Source organism: Cryobacterium mannosilyticum, from assembly GCF_004402705.1.
Taxonomy (GTDB): Bacteria; Actinomycetota; Actinomycetes; order Actinomycetales; family Microbacteriaceae; genus Cryobacterium; species Cryobacterium mannosilyticum.
This window is the reverse complement of record NZ_SOFM01000042.1, coordinates 1-17,219: the sequence shown is the minus strand read 5'-3', so window position 1 is coordinate 17,219 and position 17,219 is coordinate 1. Positions and strand designations below refer to the sequence as shown.

The window sequence follows — 17,219 nt, the reverse complement described above, 5'->3', positions numbered from 1 at the left end:
CCGGTCAGTCCATCGAAGGAGCAACCCATGAGCAGCATCACCCCCATCGACCTCACCCGGCGGCTCGCCGGCAAGGTGGCCGTCGTCACCGGCGGCGCCAGCGGCATCGGCCTGGCCACCGCGCGGCGGTTCGCCGCGGAGGGTGCCACCGTCGTGATCGGCGACCTCGACGAGAAGGCGGGGCTCACCGCGGCCGAACTCGTCGACGGCCTCTTCGTGCGGGTCGACGTGACGGATGAGGACGAGGTCAACGCTCTCTTCGACACCGCATACCTCACCTACGGGTCCGTCGACGTGGCCTTCAACAACGCCGGGATCTCCCCGCCCGACGACGACTCGATCGAGACGACCGAGCTGCCGGCCTGGCAGAAGGTGCAGGACGTCAACCTCAAGTCGGTCTACCTCTGCTGCCGGGCCGCGCTCCGTTACATGGTCAAGCAGGGCAGCGGGTCGATCATCAACACGGCCTCGTTCGTGGCCGTGCTCGGCTCGGCGACGAGCCAGATCTCCTACACCGCGTCGAAGGGCGGCGTGCTCGCAATGAGCCGGGAACTGGGCGTGCAGTTCGCCCGCCAGGGCATCCGGGTGAACGCGCTCTGCCCGGGGCCGGTGAACACCCCACTGCTGCAGGAGTTGTTCGCGAAGGATCCGGAGCGCGCGGCCCGGCGGCTCGTGCACATCCCGGTGGGGCGTTTCGCCGAGCCGGAGGAGCTCGCGGCCGCCGTCGCGTTCCTGGCCAGCGACGACTCGTCCTTCATCACCGGCTCCACTTTCCTGGTCGACGGGGGCATCAGCTCGGCCTACGTGACGCCGGTCTGAGCCGGAACATGGTGGACTGAAAGCCCGGGTGACCGGGGAACACGCACGAAGCAGGGACGACACCATGATCGACGACCAGCCAGGCCTGGACAGCGGGCTGCTGCTGCGCCCCGTGCACGGCGGCAACGCGTTCGAGGAGACCGTGCAACGACTGCTCCAGACCGTGCGGCTGGGCCTGATCGGCCCGGGTGAGCGGCTGCCGGCCGAGCGGGAGCTGTCCGCCATGCTGGCGGTGAGCCGGGACACCCTGCGGGACGCGATCGCCTCCCTCGCGGAGGCCGGCTACCTCGTCTCACGGCGCGGCCGCTACGGCGGAACCTTCGTCAGCGCCGAGCTGCCGGCGCAGACCCCGGGGATGGACCCCGGCGGCGAGCTGGTGGCCCGGCGCGAGATCGGCGCGGCGGAGATCGAGGACATCCTGGCCCTGCGGGAGATCCTCGAGGTCGGCGCCGCCCGGCACGCGGCCGCCCGAGCCCTGACGCCGGGTGAGCGCGAGGTGCTCTGGAACAGCCTGAGCGACTCGATCGGGGCCACCGGAGAGGACTACCGCCGGCTGGACTCCCGGCTGCACCTGACCATCGGCGAACTGGCCGGGTCGGCGTCGCTCGTGCCGCTGCTGGCGGAGGTGCGGATGCGGGTGAACGAGCTGCTCGACAACATCCCGTCACTCGGGCCGAACATCGCCCACTCGGATCTGCAGCATGAGCAGATCGTCACGGCGATCCTGACCGGCCGGGCGGATGCGGCCGCGCAGGCGATGACCGAGCATCTGGCCGGCACGGCCCTGCTCCTGCGCGGCTTCCTGGAATGATCCTCGGCCGGGCGCCCGGCGGGTTCTAGAAGACGAAGGCGAACGGCAGCAACGCGAGGCCGAAGCCCAGCGCGAGCAGCACGACGATGACGGCGCCGGCGAGCATCACCGCGTTGAGCACGATGCCCCACAGCGCCATGGTGCGCGCCTGCGGCTCCCGGCCGAGGGCGAGGATGCCGGTGATCAGCCCGGCGAGCGGGGCCAGGAACGTCCAGCCGGCCAGGATCGAGACCAGTCCGAGCACGAGGCTGGACACGGCGAGGGGGCTGCTCGGGGCGGCCGCCTGGGGGGTGGCCGGTGCCGGCTGGGGAAATGAAACCGGCGCCTGATCCGGGGCGATGGTTGACATGGGTGATGCTCCTTCTGGTTGGGAGAGCCGCTGGTGCGGCTCTCCCCATCACGTTACGGCCGCCCCGGAACGCCGGCCATGGGGTTAGCCCCCGAATGGACCCGGGGGTTCCCGTCGGTCAGGCGCCGAGCAGCGCCTGGATCGGTCCGCGGACGAAGTAGACCAGGAACCCGGCCGCGACGATCCAGAGCAGCGGGCTGATCTCCTTCGCCTTGCCCGAGAAGGAGCGCACCAGCACCCAGCTGACGAAGCCGGCGCCGATGCCGTTGGCGATCGAGTAGGTGAGCGGCATGACGATGATCGTGAGGAACACCGGGAATACGATCGAGAACTCGGAGAAGTCGATGAAGCGGATCTGCGACACCATCATCGCGCCGACGATCACGAGGGCGGCCGCGGCCACCTCGAGCGGCACGATCTGGGTGAGCGGCGTGAAGAACATCGCGGCCAGGAACAGGGCGCCGGTGACGACGTTGGCCAGGCCGGTGCGGGCGCCCTCGCCGATGCCGGCGCCGGACTCGATGAACACGGTGTTCGAAGAGCCGGAGGTGGCGCCGCCCAGGACGGCGCCGACGCCCTCGACGATCAGCGCGGACTTCAGCCGGGGGAAGTTGCCCTTGTCGTCGGCGAGCCCTGCCTCGTTGGCGAGGCCGGTCATGGTGCCCATCGCGTCGAAGAAGTTGGTGAAGACGAGGGTGAAGACCAGCATCATCGCGGCGAGCACGCCGATCCGGTCGAACGCGCCGAAGCTGACCTGGCCGATCAGGCCGAGGTCGGGCAGGGCGACGACGGTGGTCGGCAGCACCGGCGCGTTGAGGTTCCAGCCGTCGGGGTTCTGGCCGAGCGACGGGCCGACCTTGAAGATGGCCTCGAGGATGACGGCGATGATGGTGGTGCCGAGGATGCCGATCAGCAGCGCGGCCTTGACCTTGCGGGCGACGAGGATGCCGAGGATGATCAGGCCGATCACGAACACGGTCGTCGGCAGGCTGACGATCGAGCCGTTGTCGCCGAGCTGCACCGGCGGGGATGCCGTGCCGCTGGAGCGCACGAAGCCGGAGTCGACCAGGCCGATGAAGGCGATGAACAGGCCGATGCCGACGGTGATGGCGATCTTGAGCTGGCGCGGGACCGCGTTGAAGATGAGTTCCCGCAGCCCGGTGGAGGCGAGCAGCACGATGATCAGCCCGTTGATCAGCACGAGGCCCATCGCCTCCGGCCAGGTGACCTGGCCGACGACGCTGACCGCGAGGAACGAGTTGATGCCGAGGCCGGCGGCGAAACCGAACGGCAGCCGGGCGATCACGCCGAAGAGGATCGTCATGACGCCGGCGGTGAGGGCCGTGACGGCCGCGACCTGCGCGTTGGGCAGCCAGCCGCCGACAACGTCGACCGACGCCTGGTCGGCGCTGAAACCACCGAGGATGAGCGGGTTCAGGATGACGATGTACGCCATCGTGACGAACGTGACCAGTCCGCCGCGGATCTCCCGGCCCCAGGTGGAACCGCGTCCCGTGATCTCGAAGTAACGGTCAAGCCTGGCCTTCGCGCCCGGCTTCGGGGTGGGCTCGGCCATGGTGTGGGTCTCTGTTGCAGAAATGGTGTGCTCCTGGTGTCCGACTCAGCGTATTTTCAGTTCCCTAGTTTACGGCCCGCGGGAGCTCGCGCCGGACGCGGCCCCGTGCGAGGGTCAGACGTGGGGCACGAACCTGCCCCAGGCGACCCGGCGGTCGCCGAGCGGATCGGATTCGACCCGGTCGACGGCGTCGATGATGAGCGTGCGGCGGCGGGCCTCGTCGTAGGGCGGCCACGCCGCATCCGGCTCCCCCGTGGCGGCGAAGGCGAGCCACCAGCGCTGCATCCTCGCGCCGATCGCCGCGAACGCCCGGCGGCCGCCGAGCGCGGTCATCGACCGGCCGAACCAGCCGTCGAGCCGGTCGAACAGGGGGAAGAGTTCCAGGCCGTGGGTGGCGTCGAGGCCGAGCAGCCGCACCAGCCGGGGCGCCGCGTCGAAGCGGTAGAAGTAGACCGGCGCGTAACGGGAGTGCCGCTCCCCCACCTTCACGCTCGGATACCAGAACGAGAAGTCGCCGCCGAAGTCGAGCGCCGGCCGCAGCGCGGGGATGCCCGGGTACTGCGCCTTGAGCGCCCGGCGGGCCTTCTTCTTGGTGTTGACGAAGATCGCGCTGATCCGTTTCGGGGTGGTCGCCAGGATGTCGATCCGGCCGCTGAACAGCGAGCCCTCCCGCGCGTTCGTGCCGATGATCAGGGGGATCCGGTGGGCACGTCCGCCCTTGAATGCGTCGAGCGGCCGCTCGGGAAGGAACGTGCCGTCGATCACCGGCGAGAGCGGGATGGTGCCGGGGTACCGGTCGGGGGCGCGGAGGGTGAGTTCGGTGGTCGCCGCCGCGAGCACGGCCGGGTCGACGGCGAGGAGCAGCGAGGCCGCGTCGGCGGCCGGTCCCTCGGCCGCGCCGTCCAGGCCCTGACCGGTGGCGCGCCGGAGGATCTCGACGAAGTCGCGGGCCCACTCCCCGGACTGCTCCGGCAGGTAGACGGCGTTCGGCGGGGCGCTCTGCGCGATCGCGCGCTGGAACAACCCGGCGGCGCTCGGCACGGTCATCAGGGTCGTCACCGCGTTCCCGCCGGCCGACTCGCCGAACAGGGTGACGGCATCCGGGTCGCCGCCGAACCGGCGGATGTTCTCCCGCACCCACTGCAGGGCCGCAACCTGGTCGCGCAGGCCGAGATTGCTCTCGAACGGGCGCTCGGCGCTGCCGTAGCGGCTGAAGTCGAGGTAGCCGAGGGCGCCCAGGCGGTAGTTCAGGCTGACGTAGAGCACCCCGCCGCGGCGCACCAGACCCTCGCCCTGCCGGGGCACCTCGCGGGAAGACCCCACGCTGTAGGCGCCGCCGTGGATGAAGACCATCACCGGCCGGAGGTTGCCCGGGTCGACGGGGGCGTCGGGGGCGATCACGTTGAGGTTCAGGCAGTCCTCGCCCTGCGGGATCTTCGGGTGCGCGCCGATGAACTGGCCGCGGTGGCTCTGCGGCGCGACCGGCCCCCAGCGCTGGGCGTCGCGCACCCCCGGCCAGGCCGGGGCAGGCTGCGGAGCCCGGAACCGGAGCGCACCCACCGGCGGCGCCGCGTAGGGGATGCCCCGCCAGGCGCGCACGCCGCGCTCCCTGATTCCCCGCACCGTGCCGGTCGAAATCGGGACGTCGAGCGTGTCTTCGCGGGTGGTCTGCACGGGTCGGGTCACCGTCCGATCCTAATTCTTCACTACGATCGCAGGAGACGTCAGACAAGAAACGAGACACACATGGCACTGCCTTGGACCCTGCACGGCGACGGAAAGACGGTCGGAGCCCAGGACGTGGTCGGCCCGGGCGAGCGCCTGAACTGGCCGCTGACCATCGGGATCGGCGCCCAGCACGTGGTGGCCATGTTCGGGGCAACCTTCCTCGTGCCGCTGCTCACCGGCTTCCCGCCGAGCACGACCCTGCTATTCTCCGGCATCGGCACCCTGCTTTTCCTCCTGATCACGCGCAATAAGCTGCCCAGCTATCTCGGCTCCTCGTTCGCGTTCATCGCCCCGATCACCGCCGCGACGGCCACGGCCGGGATGGGCAGCGCCCTGTTCGGCATCGTCGTGGTCGGATTCCTCCTGGCCGTCATCGGCCTGGTCGTGCAGCTCACCGGGACCGGCTGGATCGACACCCTGATGCCGCCCGTCGTGTCGGGCGCGATCGTGGCCCTGATCGGCTTCAACCTGGCCCCGGTTGCGAAGAGCAATTTCGCCGCCGCCCCGTTGACCGCGATCATCACGCTCGCCGCGGTCATCCTCTCGACCGTGCTGTTCAACGGCATCCTCGGCCGGCTCTCGATCTTCATCGGCGTCGTCATCGGCTACCTGGCCGCCGTCTCGTTCGGCGAGGTCGACTTCGGCAAGGTGGCCGCGGCGCCCTGGTTCGGCCTGCCCCAGTTCACCGGGCCCGCGAACCCGTTCGAGAACCCCGCCGTGTTCGGCCTGCTGCCGGCGTTCCTGCCGGTCGTGCTGGTGCTGGTGGCCGAGAACGTCGGCCACATCAAGGGCGTCGCCCAGATGACGGATGCGAAGGTGAACCGGTACACCGGTCGCGCCCTGATGGCCGACGGCCTGGCCACCATGCTCGCCGGATTCAGCGGCGGGTCGGGGACCACCACCTACGGCGAGAACATCGGCGTGATGGCAGCCACCCGGATCTATTCCACCGCCGCCTACTGGGTGGCCGGCATCGTGGCGATCCTGCTCGGCCTCTCCCCCAAGATCGGCGCCGTGATCAACACGATCCCGGCCGGCGTGCTCGGCGGGGTCACCACCGCGCTCTACGGCCTGATCGGCATCATCGGCGTGAAGATCTGGCTCGACAACAAGGTGGACTTCAGCCGCCCGGTCAACCAGTTCACCGCCGCGACGGCGCTGATCATCGGCATCGCCGACTACACCTTCACCATCGGGGCGCTCAGCTTCAACGGGATCGCGCTCGGAACGATCGCCGCGATCGTGATCTACCACCTGATGAGCTGGGTCGGCCGCCTGCGCGGCACCGACCGCTGACTCCGGCCCCGGCCCCCGCCGGCCCCTTCCCGCGCCGACATCCCCGGCAGAACGTGTTCCGAATTCAGCGTTTGGGCGGCCGGGGCCGACGGGGGCTAGCGGTGCAGGGCCGGCACGATCAGGTAGACGCCGTAGAGCACCGCGCCGATGCAGAGCACGAAGCAGGCGTACGCGCCGACCAGGGCGAGGCGCTTCTGGCCCACGGTGAGCGGGTTCGCGGATGCCGTCTTCCGGGCGCGCTTGGCTTCCTTGGCCGCCCGCTTCGGGGTGAGGATGGTGATCGCCCCGGTGAACGACTGCGGGTCGACGACGAGGGCGCGGCCGGCGCTGGTCAGCAGCCGCAGGCCGAGGGAGTACAGACTCACCACCACAACGGAGCCGAGGAGCGACGCCCCGGCGACGACGACGAACGCTGCCCAGTCGATCACAGCGAGACCTTCTTCCGGTCCCGGCGCGCGATCTTGCGCGGTGTCTTGCGGATCTTGACGACGCGGCCGGCGTCATCGATGTCGTGCAGGTTGTCGTGCGAGATGCGGCTGCGCTGGGCGCGGCGGAACAGCAGCACGACGACGAGCGAGCCGAGGATCAGGTCGATCACGATGCCGACCGGCCCGAGCAGGGCGAAGCCCGCGGCGAAGGCGCCCATGATGGCGGAGGCCGGCAGGGTGAGCACCCAGCCGAGCGCGATCTGGCCGGCCATCCCCCAGCGCACGGTGGCGCCGCGACGGCCGAGGCCGGAGCCGATCACCGAACCGGAGGCCACCTGGGTGGTGGAGAGGGCGAAACCGAGGTGGCTGGAGGCGAGGATGGTCGCCGCGGTGCTGGTCTCGGCCGCGAAGCCCTGGGCCGGCTTGACGTCGGTCAGGCCCCGGCCCATGGTGTGGATGATCCGCCAGCCGCCGGTGTAGGTGCCGATGGCGATGGCCAGGGCGCAGACGACGATCACCCAGAGCTGGGGGCCGCTGCCGACCGACTGCACGCCGCCGGCGATCAGGGTGAGTGTGATCACGCCCATCGTCTTCTGCGCGTCGTTGGTGCCGTGGGAGAGGGCAACGAGCGAGGAGGAGAAGATCTGGGCGTAGCGGAAACCGCCCCGGCCGTCCGCACGGCCCGTGTCCCGCCGAGTGATGAAGTAGGCGAGCCGGGTGGCGATGAACGCGACCACACCCACGGTGAGCGGCGCGATCAGCGCGGGCAGGATCACCTTGGCCACGACCACGGTGTAGTCGACGGACTGGAAGCCGATCCCGATGATCGCCGCGCCGATCAGGCCGCCGAACAGGGCGTGGCTGGAACTGGACGGCAGTCCGCGCAGCCAGGTGATCAGGTTCCAGACGATGGCACCGATCAGGCCCGCGAAGATGATCTCCGGGGTGATCTGCACCCCGCCGTCGCCCTCGCGGATGATTCCGCCCGACACTGTCTTCGCCACCTCGGTGGAGAGGAAGGCGCCGACGAGGTTGAGCACGGCGGCCAGGCCGACGGCGACCTTGGGGCGCATGGCGCCGGTCGCGATCGGGGTTGCCATCGCATTCGCGGTGTCATGGAACCCGTTGGTGAAGTCGAAAACCAGGGCCAGTGCGATGACCAGCACAACGATCAGGGTGAAATCCACCGGCATCTCTCTTGACTGTGTTGAAGTGGGAGTGCCGAATCCGTTCGCTTCCCCGCGGAGGCCGTGCGATCAAGCTTCTCCATTGATCCTGACAGCCTGAGGCAGGCAGGTCAATTCAGCTCCGCGCGACCACGGATGCGAGGTCCTCGCCGAAGGTGAAGGTGGCCCGCACCGGGATCCCGGACAGCACCCCCGGCAGCCAGTGCCTGGCGTCGTCCCACATCTCGTCCACGGGCAGGGATGCCACGTCGAACCACTCGGGATCCAGCTCGTCGGACTCGCGCGGAATCCCCTCCCACCGGGCGCAGACGAAGACGGTGGACTCCTGGCTCCAGGACTCCCGGTGCGGGAACAGGTAGGTCAGCACGCCGCGGGGCGACAGATCGGCCTCCGCGACGGACAGCCCGGACTCCTCCTCGATTTCGCGCACCGCCGCCTGAACGGGGGTCTCCCCCGGCTCGAGCTTGCCGCCGAGGCCGACGATGTTGCCGAGGCCAAGGCCCTTCTTCTTTCGGCCGAGCAGCACCTGGAGAGCCCCGTCAGGGCTCCGGCGGGTGAGGTAGCAGACGCACACCTGGGGAGGGGCCATGGCCCCATGGTACCGGCGCCGGCGGGCTGGAGCGGGGTTCCCAGCGTTGCCCGGGCCGGGCCTTGTTAGGCTGCGGGGATGAACTTCGTGCCCGCATCCGGAACCATCACCATGTTCACGACGACCTGGTGCGGCTACTGCTCTCGCCTGAAGTCCCAGCTCGACCGGGTCGGCATCGGCTACACCGAGGTGAACGTCGAAGAGGTCGACGGCACGTCAGAGCTCGTGATGAGCCTCAACGGCGGCAACCGCACGGTGCCGACCGTGCTCTTCCCCGACGGGTCGGCGGCGACGAACCCGTCGCTCGCGCAGGTGCAGGCCAAACTGGCCTGACTCCGGGCGGGGAACCGACGAGGGGTCCCGAACCGGACTTCCCCGTGCGGGAAGAACGGTTCGGGACCCCTCGGTTCCGATCCGGACGGGTTTAGCCGAAGAGAACCGCGGCCTCGTCGTAGCGGGCCTGCGGGACGGTCTTCAGACCGATGGTGGCGTCGGCGATGCTGACGATCTCGATGTCGGTGCCGCGCAGCGAAACCATGGAGCCCCACTGGCCGGCGTAGACGGCGTCGACGGCCGCCATGCCGAGGCGGGTGGCCAGCACCCGGTCGTAGGCCGACGGGGCGCCGCCGCGCTGGGTGTGGCCGAGCACCGTCGCCCGGGTTTCGATGCCCGTGCGCTCCTCGACCATGGGGGCGATCATTTCGCTGATGCCGCCGAGGCGGGGACGGTTGAACGCGTCGAGGCCCTTGGTGGAGAGCGCCTCGTCCATGCCGGCGAGCTTGAAGCCCTCCGACACGACGAGCACGGGTGCGCGGCCGCGGTCGCGAACGTGCAGCACCCACTCGCAGATCTGGTCGATGGTCTGCGGCTGCTCGGGGGTGAGGATGGCGTGGGCTCCACCGGCCATGCCGGCGTGCAGGGCGATCCAGCCCACGTGGCGGCCCATGACCTCGACGATCATGCAGCGGCCGTGCGAGTCAGCGGTGGTGCGGAGGCGGTCGATGGCCTCGGTGGCGATTTCCACAGCGGTGTTGAAGCCGAACGAATAGTCGGTCGCCTCGAGGTCGTTGTCGATCGTCTTGGGGACGCCGACGATCTTAATCCCGGCATCCGTCAGCCGGCGTGCCGCGGTGAGGGTGCCCTCGCCGCCGATCGCGATGATCGCGTCGATGCCCTCTGCGTCCATCGTCTTCTGGATGTTAACGGGGCCGCCGCGATCGCCCTCGAACGGGTTCGTGCGGGAGCTGCCGAGGATGGTGCCTCCCTGGCGGGAAAGACCGCGCACGCTGTGCCGGTCCAGGGTCATAAAGTCGCCTTCTACCAGGCCTTTCCAGCCGTTCCGAATACCGACGAATTCGGCATCGAGAACGCGAACGCCTTTAAGGACGGAGCCGCGAATAACGGCGTTCAGTCCTGGGCAGTCTCCACCGCTGGTGAGGATACCAATTTTCATTTGTGACAGCTCCTTCATGCACGATTAACCATGTCGGCGCCTTCACCGCCTCCTAATGATGGTCCCGTAATGGGCCCGGATTCAAATCAACGCCGGTGAGGGGCGCTCCTACAACTCCCCGTCAAGTGCCTGGGTGAGCAGATAGATCAATGCGCTGGCCTGAACGGAGTCGGCGGACGATATCTCGTCCTCCGCCCCGTCGAGCGCGCGGGCCGCGAGGCCCTGCTTGCTGCCGATCAGTTCGGCGATGCGAGCGTCGATGGTGTGGGCGGCGATGATCCGCCACGCGGTGACGGGTTCGTCCTGGCCGATCCGGTGCACCCGGTCGATGGCCTGCGTCTGTTCGGCGGCGGTCCAGCTGAGCTCGGCGAGCACGACGTTCGACGCGGCCTGCAGGTTGACGCCGACGCCGGCCGCGGAGAGGGAGCAGACCACGACGGCGACGCCCGGGTCGTTGTTGAACGAGTCGATCGCGGCCTGGCGGGCCAGGGCCGTCTGGTCGCCGCGCAGTGAGACGGAGCGCAGGCCGCGCTTGGCGAAGATGTCCTCGGCGGCATCCATAACGTCGATGTGCTTGGCGAAGAACACGACCTTGCCCACCGAGTGCGCGAGCTGCACCGTGTAGTCCGCGGCGAGGCCGGCCTTGGCCTGGCCGATCTTGCGCACCATGGTGAAGACGTTCTCCCCCGTGGTCTGGCCCTTCGATTCCTCGAGTTCGGCGTGGGCGACGGCGCGGATGAACGCGGCACGCTGCTCTTCGGTGAGCACGGGGTACTTCTCGCCCGGGTGCCGGGCGGCCACGAGGCCGTTGTACCGGGTGACCAGGCGGGCGGCGAGTTCGCGCTCGGCCTGGCGGATGGACCGGCCCAGGTCGTCGTCGAGTTCGACCGGGAGGTCGGCGATCCGCTTGGCCGGCAGGTCGGCGGCGACGTCGATCTTGCGGCGGCGCACGATACCCATGTCGATCACGGCGGCGCGCGCCTCGGCGTAGAAACCGGGGTCGGCGGGGGTCAGCCCGGTCGCTTCGAGCCGCTGCATGAGCTTCGGGGTGGGCTTGTCGCCGTCGATCCAGCCGAGGAACTGCCAGATCGCGCGGAAGTCGTCGACGTCGTTGATCAGCGGCGTTCCGGTCAGCGCCATCAGGAGCGGATTCCCGCCCGGGGTGCGGCGACGGATCTGCTCGGCCAGGGCCAGCACGTGCTTGGACCGCTGGGATTGCAGGTTCTTGATGAAGTGGGCCTCGTCGACGACCATGCCCTTGAAGCCGAGCGTGCCGAGCCAGGTGCGGTGCCGGTCGAGCACGTCGTAGTTGACGATGACGACGTCGGCGAACGCGTCGAGGGTCTGGCCATCGCCGTGGATGACGGTGGCCCGGCGGTGCGGGGTCCACATTTCGACTTCGCGCACCCAGTTCATCTTGACCACGTTGGGCACGATGGCCAGCAGCGGGTAGGCGCCGGCGACGGATGCCGCGAGCAGGCTCTGCGCCGTCTTCCCGAGCCCCGGCTCGTCGGCGAGCAGGTAACTGCGGTGGCCGAGACGCGCGTTCTCCACGAACCGGGCCTGGTGACGCATCAGCTCCATCCCGGGAGGCGAGAGCCGGTCGACCTTGGGTGCCTCCGGCAGGTCCATGCTGGCGGCCTGGCCGCCGGACCCGTACTCGAACGATTTGAACAACGGGCCGATCAGGTCCCAGTTCGCGAGCCGGCGGGCGGAGACGACGGGGCGGGCCTGGGCCGCGCTGAAGTCGGGGGCCAGGAACGGGTTCGCGAGCTGGCGGGCCTTCACCGACTGCGGGACGACCTGGTTCTCGGCGACCTCGGGCTTGGCCTCCGGTTCGCGAATGATGATGAGTTCGTCGGGGCTGAGCTCGGCCCCGGATTCGAGCAGCCAGTCACGGCGGAACCGCTGCGCGACGGTGGAGACACCGGCGTCGGGTTCGAGCAGGGTGATCAGGCTGGTGTCGCGGGCGGCCGTCTTCGCGAGGATCTGGGCGATGCCGTCGAGGCGTTTGAGCAGTTCAGCCCGGTTCGCGTCGGTGAGTTCCTTGTCGGCCTTGACCCTGGCGCGCTCCTCGCGCATGAGCAGGGCGATGACCTGGTACTTGGTGCGGTTGGTCGGGCCGAGCTTGCCACCGGTCTGCGCCTTCGCCTCCACCTCGCGCACCTTGCGGGCGAGGATGGGGATGATGGGCGCGTCGTCGTCGCGGGAACGGGGCCGCTGCCTGGCGCGGCCTCCGGCCGCGGCACGGTTGTTCGAACCTGCGGCCTGGTGGCGAGTGTATGCCATTCTTCTCCAACTTCACAGCAGCACGGCAGACGGAGCCGCGCTCGTCGTGTTGCGGCATCCGTGGATGCCGGTGCGATCGATACGCCGAACCCTGAATCGAACACCGCGTCAACCATATTCGTGCAGCCCACGTTTTTCGGGGAGCGGCACGGTCAAGACGGTGGCCGGGCTTTCAAGGCGCTGATTCAGTCTACGCCCGCACCACCGGCCCGCTGCACCGGCACCTTGGTGAGCACGCCGGCGACGATGAAGGCCAGCGCGGCCGCGAATTGGGCGGACACCCAGCCCTGCCCGTGCAGCGCGATCACGAAGACCGGGTTCCAGAGCACGGCGATCGGGCCGAGCAGCAGCAGCCACCACCAGGACCGTGCCTGCCAGGCGAAGACGCAGACGATCAGCGCCAGGATGCTCACGGCGTAGCGGATGACGATGTAGCCGGGCGAATCGAGCAGGGCGAGGCCGCCGAGCAGCGCCATGGCGCCGAGCAGGCCGGGTGCGAGCGCGGACCGGGTGAAGGTGGGAGCAACGGGAGTACCCATCAGACGCCCCCTCCCCCGCCGCCGCCGCCGCCCCCGCCGACGGAACCCCCGCCTCCTCCGCCCGAACTGGACGAGCTGGACGCCGTTCCCGACCAGGCGGCCGAGGTGGAACTCGCGAACGAGCTGATGCCCGCCGCGAAGTAACCGGCGTTGAAGCCGGCGCTTCCGGCGTACCAGTCCGGCTGGGTGCCGCTCTGCGTGTAGTACTCACCGAGCACGCCGGACCACTCCTTCTCCTGGCCGAACAGCACGGCGTAGGGCAGCAGCCGTTCGTAGAGTTTCAGCACCTGCACGGGCCGGTTCGGATCCATCGCGCCGGCTGGCAGGCCGGTCGGGTCGAGCCCGGCGTCGGCCAGCACCTCGGCCGGGTCGGGCCGGTACGGCGACCGGAGGGCGCCGACCGGGCTCTGCAGAACACGCAGCCGGTCGGCTTCGGCCACGCCGATGTAGAGTTTGACGCCCGTGAGGTAGTCGCGCAGCTCCGAGCCGGCCGCGGTGAGCGGCCGCACGCTCCCGGCCATGATCATCGTGACCACGGCGAAGAGGATGCCCAGCACGAGCACCAGGGCCGGCCAGCCTCCGCCGATCTCGGCGACCAGGCCGATGATGCTCGCGATGACCGCGATCACGGCGCTGGCCACGGCCGCGAACAGCAGCCGGCGGCGGGTCGAGCCGCCCTTGTGTTCCCGGAGGCCGTCACTGAGCATCCGTTTGCGGTTGGAGCGCTGTTCGGCCAGGAGCGCGGTCGCCAGCCCCGTGTCCTTCGCCTTCAGGTCGCGCAGCGTGCCGGGGGCGAGGCCGGGGAAGAGCTTGGCGAGCACCGCGTGCTCGGTCTGGTCGAGACCGCGGGAGTGCCGCAGCTCGAGCAGGTAGTGCTTCTTGCCGTCACCCTCGAGCACCCGCACGTTGCCGCGCACGGCGAAGGAGAGGAACTGGGCGGCCATGGCCTTGGCGGACGCCGCTGACACGTCGCCGGCCTGGAGCAGGTTGACCCCCTTCGGCGGCAGGTACTCGGCGATGATGGTGGGGCGACCCGGCGCGTTGCGCCAGCGGGTGGCCCGCTGCACGGAGGCGATGATCGCCCCGATCAGTCCGATCAGGGCCGCACCGAGGCCGATGCTCGGGAACGGGTTCGCCGTGAAGGACGAGTCCCGGGGCACGAAGGTGCCGGGTTCGAACGCGACCACCATGGTGAGCCCCTCGTGCGGGCCGAGGGCTCCGGCGGTTGCCGTGACCTGGCTGCCGTCGGCCGAACCGGTCAGGCCGGCGCAGGCAGCGGAGGAGTCGATGCCGCCCTGGTAGCAGTCCGTCCGGCCGGCGAGCCGGGGCACGAGCGCGTCGGCCACGGTCAGCGTGGCCGAAACGTCGCCGAACGGCTGGTTCCAGCCTGTGCCGTTGACCTCCCAGTAGAACTCCTCGTCGTTCGCGTTGTCGGGAACGAGGGTGACGTCGATCTGGCGGTAGGTGATCACGTAGGTCTGCGCGCCGTGCACGAAGTCGTCGGCCGCGATCGTCACGGTGAGGAACTCGGGCCCGTTGTCGCTGGTCGTCTCGCTCTCGAAAGCCCGGGGTGCGCCGTTCTCGTCGGTGACGCCGACCAGGGCGAGCCCGGTCGGGTGGCCGTCGTAGTGGGTGGGGATGGCGCGACGGATGCCGTGGTTCTGGTCGATGTCCGGGAACCGGGCCACGATCGTCTCGGTGGTGGTGAGGCTGGAGTGGCCGTCCGCGGTGAGGCCGAGCCGGAACTCGGAGCGCCAGGAGTCGAAGGTGAAATCGTCGGTGCCGGAGCGGACGATGCCGGGCGCTGCCACCGGTTGCGCGGCGGTCGTCATCGCTGCCGCCGATGCGCTGGCCGGTGATGTGGCCGTCCCCCCGAGCAGCACGAGCGCCCCGAGCGACACCGCGACCACCAGTGAACCGGACAGGAGAAGGCGAACCAGTCGACGCATGCCCCCAACTCTACTCAGGGCGCTCCGACCGATTTGCCGGTACCCCACCGGGGTACCGGGAACTGGGCTGCCCTGCAGCCACGTGACGGCCATGTTCGAGGCGGGCGGCGAGGAGCGCGCGACGGCGATCGCCGAGCTGCTGAAGGTGTTCGAGCTCGACGACAACCGGGCCTGACTCGGTTCGACGTCGAACCCGACCGCTGGTCCATCGCCCGCCACCATACTGGGAGGCATGGACAACGAGACGGAACGAAGCATCAGGGAATTCCCCGGCCTCGTGCCGGAACTGATGGTCGGCGACCTCGCCGCCAGCCTCGGGTTCTGGGTGACACTCTGCGGGTTCGAGGTTCTCTACGACCGGCCGGAGGAGGGATTCGCCTACCTCTGCTGCGGGACGGCGCACCTCATGCTCGACCAGATCGGGATCGGCCGCGACTGGGTCACGGGCTCCCTGGACCGGCCCCTCGGCCGCGGCGTGAACTTCCAGGTTGCGGTTCCGGCGATAGCGCCCCTGGTCGATCGCCTCGCGGCGGCGGGCTGGCCGCTCTTCCTGGCCCCGGAAACGACGTGGTACCGAACGGGAGACACCAGAGCCGGGGTGTCCCAGTTCCTGGTCCAGGACCCGGACGGCTACCTCGTCCGATTCTCCGAATCGCTGGCCGACGAGGGCGACGTCCCGTCGAAGGCCGCATCGGCCTGACGCGCCCGCCGCCACCAGGGATGTCGCTTATCAAGCACTAGGGTCAGTTTCAGGAATCATCATTTTTTTGGGGGGAATTATGGAATTTTCGGAGATGCTCGCTGCACTGGCTTTGAAGGTGCGCAATCAGCGTGATGCCATTCAGACCGAGGAAGCCACCAAGAACGCGTTCATCATGCCATTCATATCGACCATCCTTGGCTATGACGTCTTCAATCCCTTGGAAGTCGTGCCGGAGTTCACTGCGGACGTGGGGGTCAAGAAGGGCGAAAAGGTCGACTACGCCATCATGCGTGACGGCGAAGTACAGATCCTCATCGAGTGCAAAAAGTCCAAGGAGCCTCTTCGGATCGAGCACGCTTCGCAACTCTTCCGCTACTTCGCTGTCACGAACGCGCGAATTGCGGTCCTGACGAACGGTGAGACCTACCAGTTCTACACTGACCTTGATGCACCCAATCGGATGGACGAGAAGCCGTTCCTTGTTCTTGATCTGATGGACATAGATGAGACGCTGATCCCCGAGCTCCGGAAGCTCACAAAGGATGTCTTCGATCTCGATTCGATCATCAATGCCGCAGAAGAACTGAAGTACATCGGTCAGATCAAGCGGACAATTGCAGCCCAGTTCAAAGACCCGCAGGACGAATGGATCCGGTTCTTCACGACGCGCGTCTATGACGGCGCGTTCACACAGAAAGTGCGCGAACAATTCACTTCGCTGGTCACCAAGGCAACCAAGCAGTTCCTGAATGACCAGGTCAACGACCGGCTCAAAACGGCGCTCGGAGCATCGACGTTCTCGCCGGCAATCGGGGATGCCCAGGCGGCATCGATCACCAGCCAGGAAGTGGCTGAAGACGACCTTGAACGCGACACGGAAATCCAGACGACCTTGGAGGAGCTTGAGGGCTACCAGATCGTCAAGGCCATCGCCTGCAGTGAAGTCAAACCGCAAAGAGTCATGCACCGCGACGCGAAGTCCTATTTCGCGATTCTCCTCGATGACAACAACCGCAAGCCAATCGCGCGCCTTCACTTCAACGGCAAGAAGCAGAAGTTCCTTGGTGTCTTTGATCAAGACAAGGTAGAGACTCGACACCCGATCGAATCGCTCGACGAGATCTACCTGTTCGCGGAGACCATCCGCGGGTCCGTCAAGACCTACCAAGACTAACGAGTGATCGCTAGCCGGAATGATGCGCCCCGGCATACGAACGAATCGAACACTTACACGAAATTGTCGAAAGTATTGGTGACAAAGTCTCGACTTTGTGTTCGATTCGGCGTACACTGGTGGCATGGCAGGAGCCTCGGATCCGCAGTCACAGGCCGCCCCGGCAGGGGCGGCGAATCGGTCAGCGTTCGGCCTGACCGGCTCGGAGTCGACTGCCACCCCGGCCGGGCCTGATCCGGTCGGCGCCGGGCCGGCGCAACTGATCGGGCGGGCGCGGGAGGCCGTAGCCGCGGCCCTGGACGGGATCGCGTTCGGGCTGCTCAGTGACG

General features: G+C 68.6%; 17 protein-coding genes. 7 read left to right on the top strand and 10 right to left on the bottom strand.

The window, feature by feature from the left end; all coding sequences use genetic code 11:
* The first annotated feature begins 27 nt into the window (after positions 1-27).
* Together E3O32_RS13320 and E3O32_RS13315 are read left to right on the top strand one after the other, a co-directional pair.
* Positions 28-819, top strand: coding sequence for a 3-oxoacyl-ACP reductase (locus tag E3O32_RS13320; protein WP_134510295.1), 792 nt, complete (start codon positions 28-30; stop codon positions 817-819).
* A 64-nt stretch (positions 820-883) separates the two neighbouring features.
* Complete coding sequence (locus E3O32_RS13315; protein ID WP_134510293.1) at positions 884-1,630, top strand: FadR/GntR family transcriptional regulator; 747 nt, start codon at positions 884-886, stop codon at positions 1,628-1,630.
* A 25-nt stretch (positions 1,631-1,655) separates the two neighbouring features.
* Here the strand turns inward: E3O32_RS13315 and E3O32_RS13310 are convergent, their stop codons facing one another.
* The 3 genes from E3O32_RS13310 to E3O32_RS13300 all read right to left on the bottom strand — a co-directional run bounded on the left by E3O32_RS13310 (position 1,656) and on the right by E3O32_RS13300 (position 5,241).
* On the bottom strand, positions 1,656-1,979 hold the full coding sequence (locus tag E3O32_RS13310) for a hypothetical protein (protein ID WP_241974948.1): 324 nt from the start codon (positions 1,977-1,979) through the stop codon (positions 1,656-1,658).
* 118 nt (positions 1,980-2,097) lie between these two features.
* Complete coding sequence (locus E3O32_RS13305) at positions 2,098-3,555, bottom strand: NCS2 family permease (protein ID WP_134510291.1); 1,458 nt, start codon at positions 3,553-3,555, stop codon at positions 2,098-2,100.
* 114 nt (positions 3,556-3,669) lie between these two features.
* Complete coding sequence (locus E3O32_RS13300; RefSeq protein ID WP_134510289.1) at positions 3,670-5,241, bottom strand: carboxylesterase/lipase family protein; 1,572 nt, start codon at positions 5,239-5,241, stop codon at positions 3,670-3,672.
* A gap of 60 nt (positions 5,242-5,301) precedes the next feature.
* On the opposite strand from E3O32_RS13300, the gene E3O32_RS13295 reads away from it, so the two are divergent.
* Positions 5,302-6,579, top strand: coding sequence for a uracil-xanthine permease family protein (locus tag E3O32_RS13295; protein ID WP_134510287.1), 1,278 nt, complete (start codon positions 5,302-5,304; stop codon positions 6,577-6,579).
* Between the two features lie 95 nt (positions 6,580-6,674).
* On the opposite strand, the gene E3O32_RS13290 is transcribed toward E3O32_RS13295, so the two are convergent.
* The 3 genes from E3O32_RS13290 to E3O32_RS13280 form a co-directional block, all read right to left on the bottom strand.
* Positions 6,675-7,007, bottom strand: coding sequence for a peptidase (locus E3O32_RS13290; RefSeq protein WP_134510285.1), 333 nt, complete (start codon positions 7,005-7,007; stop codon positions 6,675-6,677).
* Complete coding sequence (locus E3O32_RS13285) at positions 7,004-8,194, bottom strand: inorganic phosphate transporter (protein WP_134510324.1); 1,191 nt, start codon at positions 8,192-8,194, stop codon at positions 7,004-7,006. The genes E3O32_RS13290 and E3O32_RS13285 overlap by 4 nt, the downstream gene beginning before the upstream one ends.
* A 115-nt stretch (positions 8,195-8,309) precedes the next feature.
* Positions 8,310-8,783, bottom strand: a complete 474-nt coding sequence (locus E3O32_RS13280; protein WP_134510283.1) for an 8-oxo-dGTP diphosphatase — start codon at positions 8,781-8,783, stop codon at positions 8,310-8,312.
* A 78-nt stretch (positions 8,784-8,861) separates the two neighbouring features.
* On the opposite strand from E3O32_RS13280, the gene E3O32_RS13275 reads away from it, so the two are divergent.
* Positions 8,862-9,116 (top strand): mycoredoxin, encoded by a 255-nt coding sequence (locus E3O32_RS13275; protein WP_134510281.1) that lies wholly within the window; start codon positions 8,862-8,864, stop codon positions 9,114-9,116.
* A gap of 91 nt (positions 9,117-9,207) precedes the next feature.
* Here the strand turns inward: E3O32_RS13275 and E3O32_RS13270 are convergent, their stop codons facing one another.
* The 4 genes from E3O32_RS13270 to E3O32_RS17310 all read right to left on the bottom strand — a co-directional run bounded on the left by E3O32_RS13270 (position 9,208) and on the right by E3O32_RS17310 (position 15,013).
* The gene (locus E3O32_RS13270) at positions 9,208-10,236 is read right to left on the bottom strand and encodes a 6-phosphofructokinase (protein ID WP_134510279.1); all 1,029 of its coding nucleotides are present in this window, start codon (positions 10,234-10,236) and stop codon (positions 9,208-9,210) included.
* A 108-nt stretch (positions 10,237-10,344) separates the two neighbouring features.
* Positions 10,345-12,525, bottom strand: a complete 2,181-nt coding sequence (locus E3O32_RS13265; protein WP_134510277.1) for a DEAD/DEAH box helicase — start codon at positions 12,523-12,525, stop codon at positions 10,345-10,347.
* 185 nt (positions 12,526-12,710) lie between these two features.
* Entirely contained in the window at positions 12,711-13,064 is a 354-nt protein-coding gene (locus E3O32_RS13260) for a DUF6804 family protein (RefSeq protein WP_241974946.1), read from the bottom strand.
* Positions 13,064-15,013 carry a DUF2207 family protein gene (locus E3O32_RS17310; RefSeq protein ID WP_166790855.1) on the bottom strand — a complete coding sequence of 650 codons (1,950 nt, stop codon included), beginning with the start codon at positions 15,011-15,013 and terminating at the stop codon, positions 13,064-13,066. The genes E3O32_RS13260 and E3O32_RS17310 overlap by 1 nt, the downstream gene beginning before the upstream one ends.
* A gap of 232 nt (positions 15,014-15,245) precedes the next feature.
* Between E3O32_RS17310 and E3O32_RS13250 the strand changes: the two genes are divergently transcribed.
* From E3O32_RS13250 to E3O32_RS13240, 3 genes are all read left to right on the top strand, one after another.
* On the top strand, positions 15,246-15,713 hold the full coding sequence (locus E3O32_RS13250; protein WP_134510273.1) for a bleomycin resistance protein: 468 nt from the start codon (positions 15,246-15,248) through the stop codon (positions 15,711-15,713).
* Between the two features lie 79 nt (positions 15,714-15,792).
* The gene (locus E3O32_RS13245) at positions 15,793-16,890 is read left to right on the top strand and encodes a type I restriction endonuclease (RefSeq protein WP_134510271.1); all 1,098 of its coding nucleotides are present in this window, start codon (positions 15,793-15,795) and stop codon (positions 16,888-16,890) included.
* A 124-nt stretch (positions 16,891-17,014) separates the two neighbouring features.
* Positions 17,015-17,219, top strand: a 205-nt coding sequence (locus E3O32_RS13240; protein ID WP_134510269.1) for a hypothetical protein, incomplete at its 3' end; no start/stop codon positions are given.

What these genes read in the sequence shown, in the direction of transcription:
- E3O32_RS13320 (WP_134510295.1), top strand. Translation starts at nt 28, where the DNA reads ATGAGCAGCATCACCCCCATCGACCTCACCCGGCGGCTCGCCGGCAAG.
- E3O32_RS13315 (WP_134510293.1), top strand. Translation starts at nt 884, where the DNA reads ATGATCGACGACCAGCCAGGCCTGGACAGCGGGCTGCTGCTGCGCCCC.
- E3O32_RS13310 (WP_241974948.1), bottom strand. Translation starts at nt 1,979, where the DNA reads ATGTCAACCATCGCCCCGGATCAGGCGCCGGTTTCATTTCCCCAGCCG.
- E3O32_RS13305 (WP_134510291.1), bottom strand. Translation starts at nt 3,555, where the DNA reads ATGGCCGAGCCCACCCCGAAGCCGGGCGCGAAGGCCAGGCTTGACCGT.
- E3O32_RS13295 (WP_134510287.1), top strand. Translation starts at nt 5,302, where the DNA reads ATGGCACTGCCTTGGACCCTGCACGGCGACGGAAAGACGGTCGGAGCC.
- E3O32_RS13280 (WP_134510283.1), bottom strand. Translation starts at nt 8,783, where the DNA reads ATGGCCCCTCCCCAGGTGTGCGTCTGCTACCTCACCCGCCGGAGCCCT.
- E3O32_RS13275 (WP_134510281.1), top strand. Translation starts at nt 8,862, where the DNA reads ATGAACTTCGTGCCCGCATCCGGAACCATCACCATGTTCACGACGACC.
- E3O32_RS13270 (WP_134510279.1), bottom strand. Translation starts at nt 10,236, where the DNA reads ATGAAAATTGGTATCCTCACCAGCGGTGGAGACTGCCCAGGACTGAAC.
- E3O32_RS13265 (WP_134510277.1), bottom strand. Translation starts at nt 12,525, where the DNA reads ATGGCATACACTCGCCACCAGGCCGCAGGTTCGAACAACCGTGCCGCG.
- E3O32_RS13260 (WP_241974946.1), bottom strand. Translation starts at nt 13,064, where the DNA reads ATGGGTACTCCCGTTGCTCCCACCTTCACCCGGTCCGCGCTCGCACCC.
- E3O32_RS17310 (WP_166790855.1), bottom strand. Translation starts at nt 15,013, where the DNA reads ATGCGTCGACTGGTTCGCCTTCTCCTGTCCGGTTCACTGGTGGTCGCG.
- E3O32_RS13250 (WP_134510273.1), top strand. Translation starts at nt 15,246, where the DNA reads ATGGACAACGAGACGGAACGAAGCATCAGGGAATTCCCCGGCCTCGTG.
- E3O32_RS13245 (WP_134510271.1), top strand. Translation starts at nt 15,793, where the DNA reads ATGGAATTTTCGGAGATGCTCGCTGCACTGGCTTTGAAGGTGCGCAAT.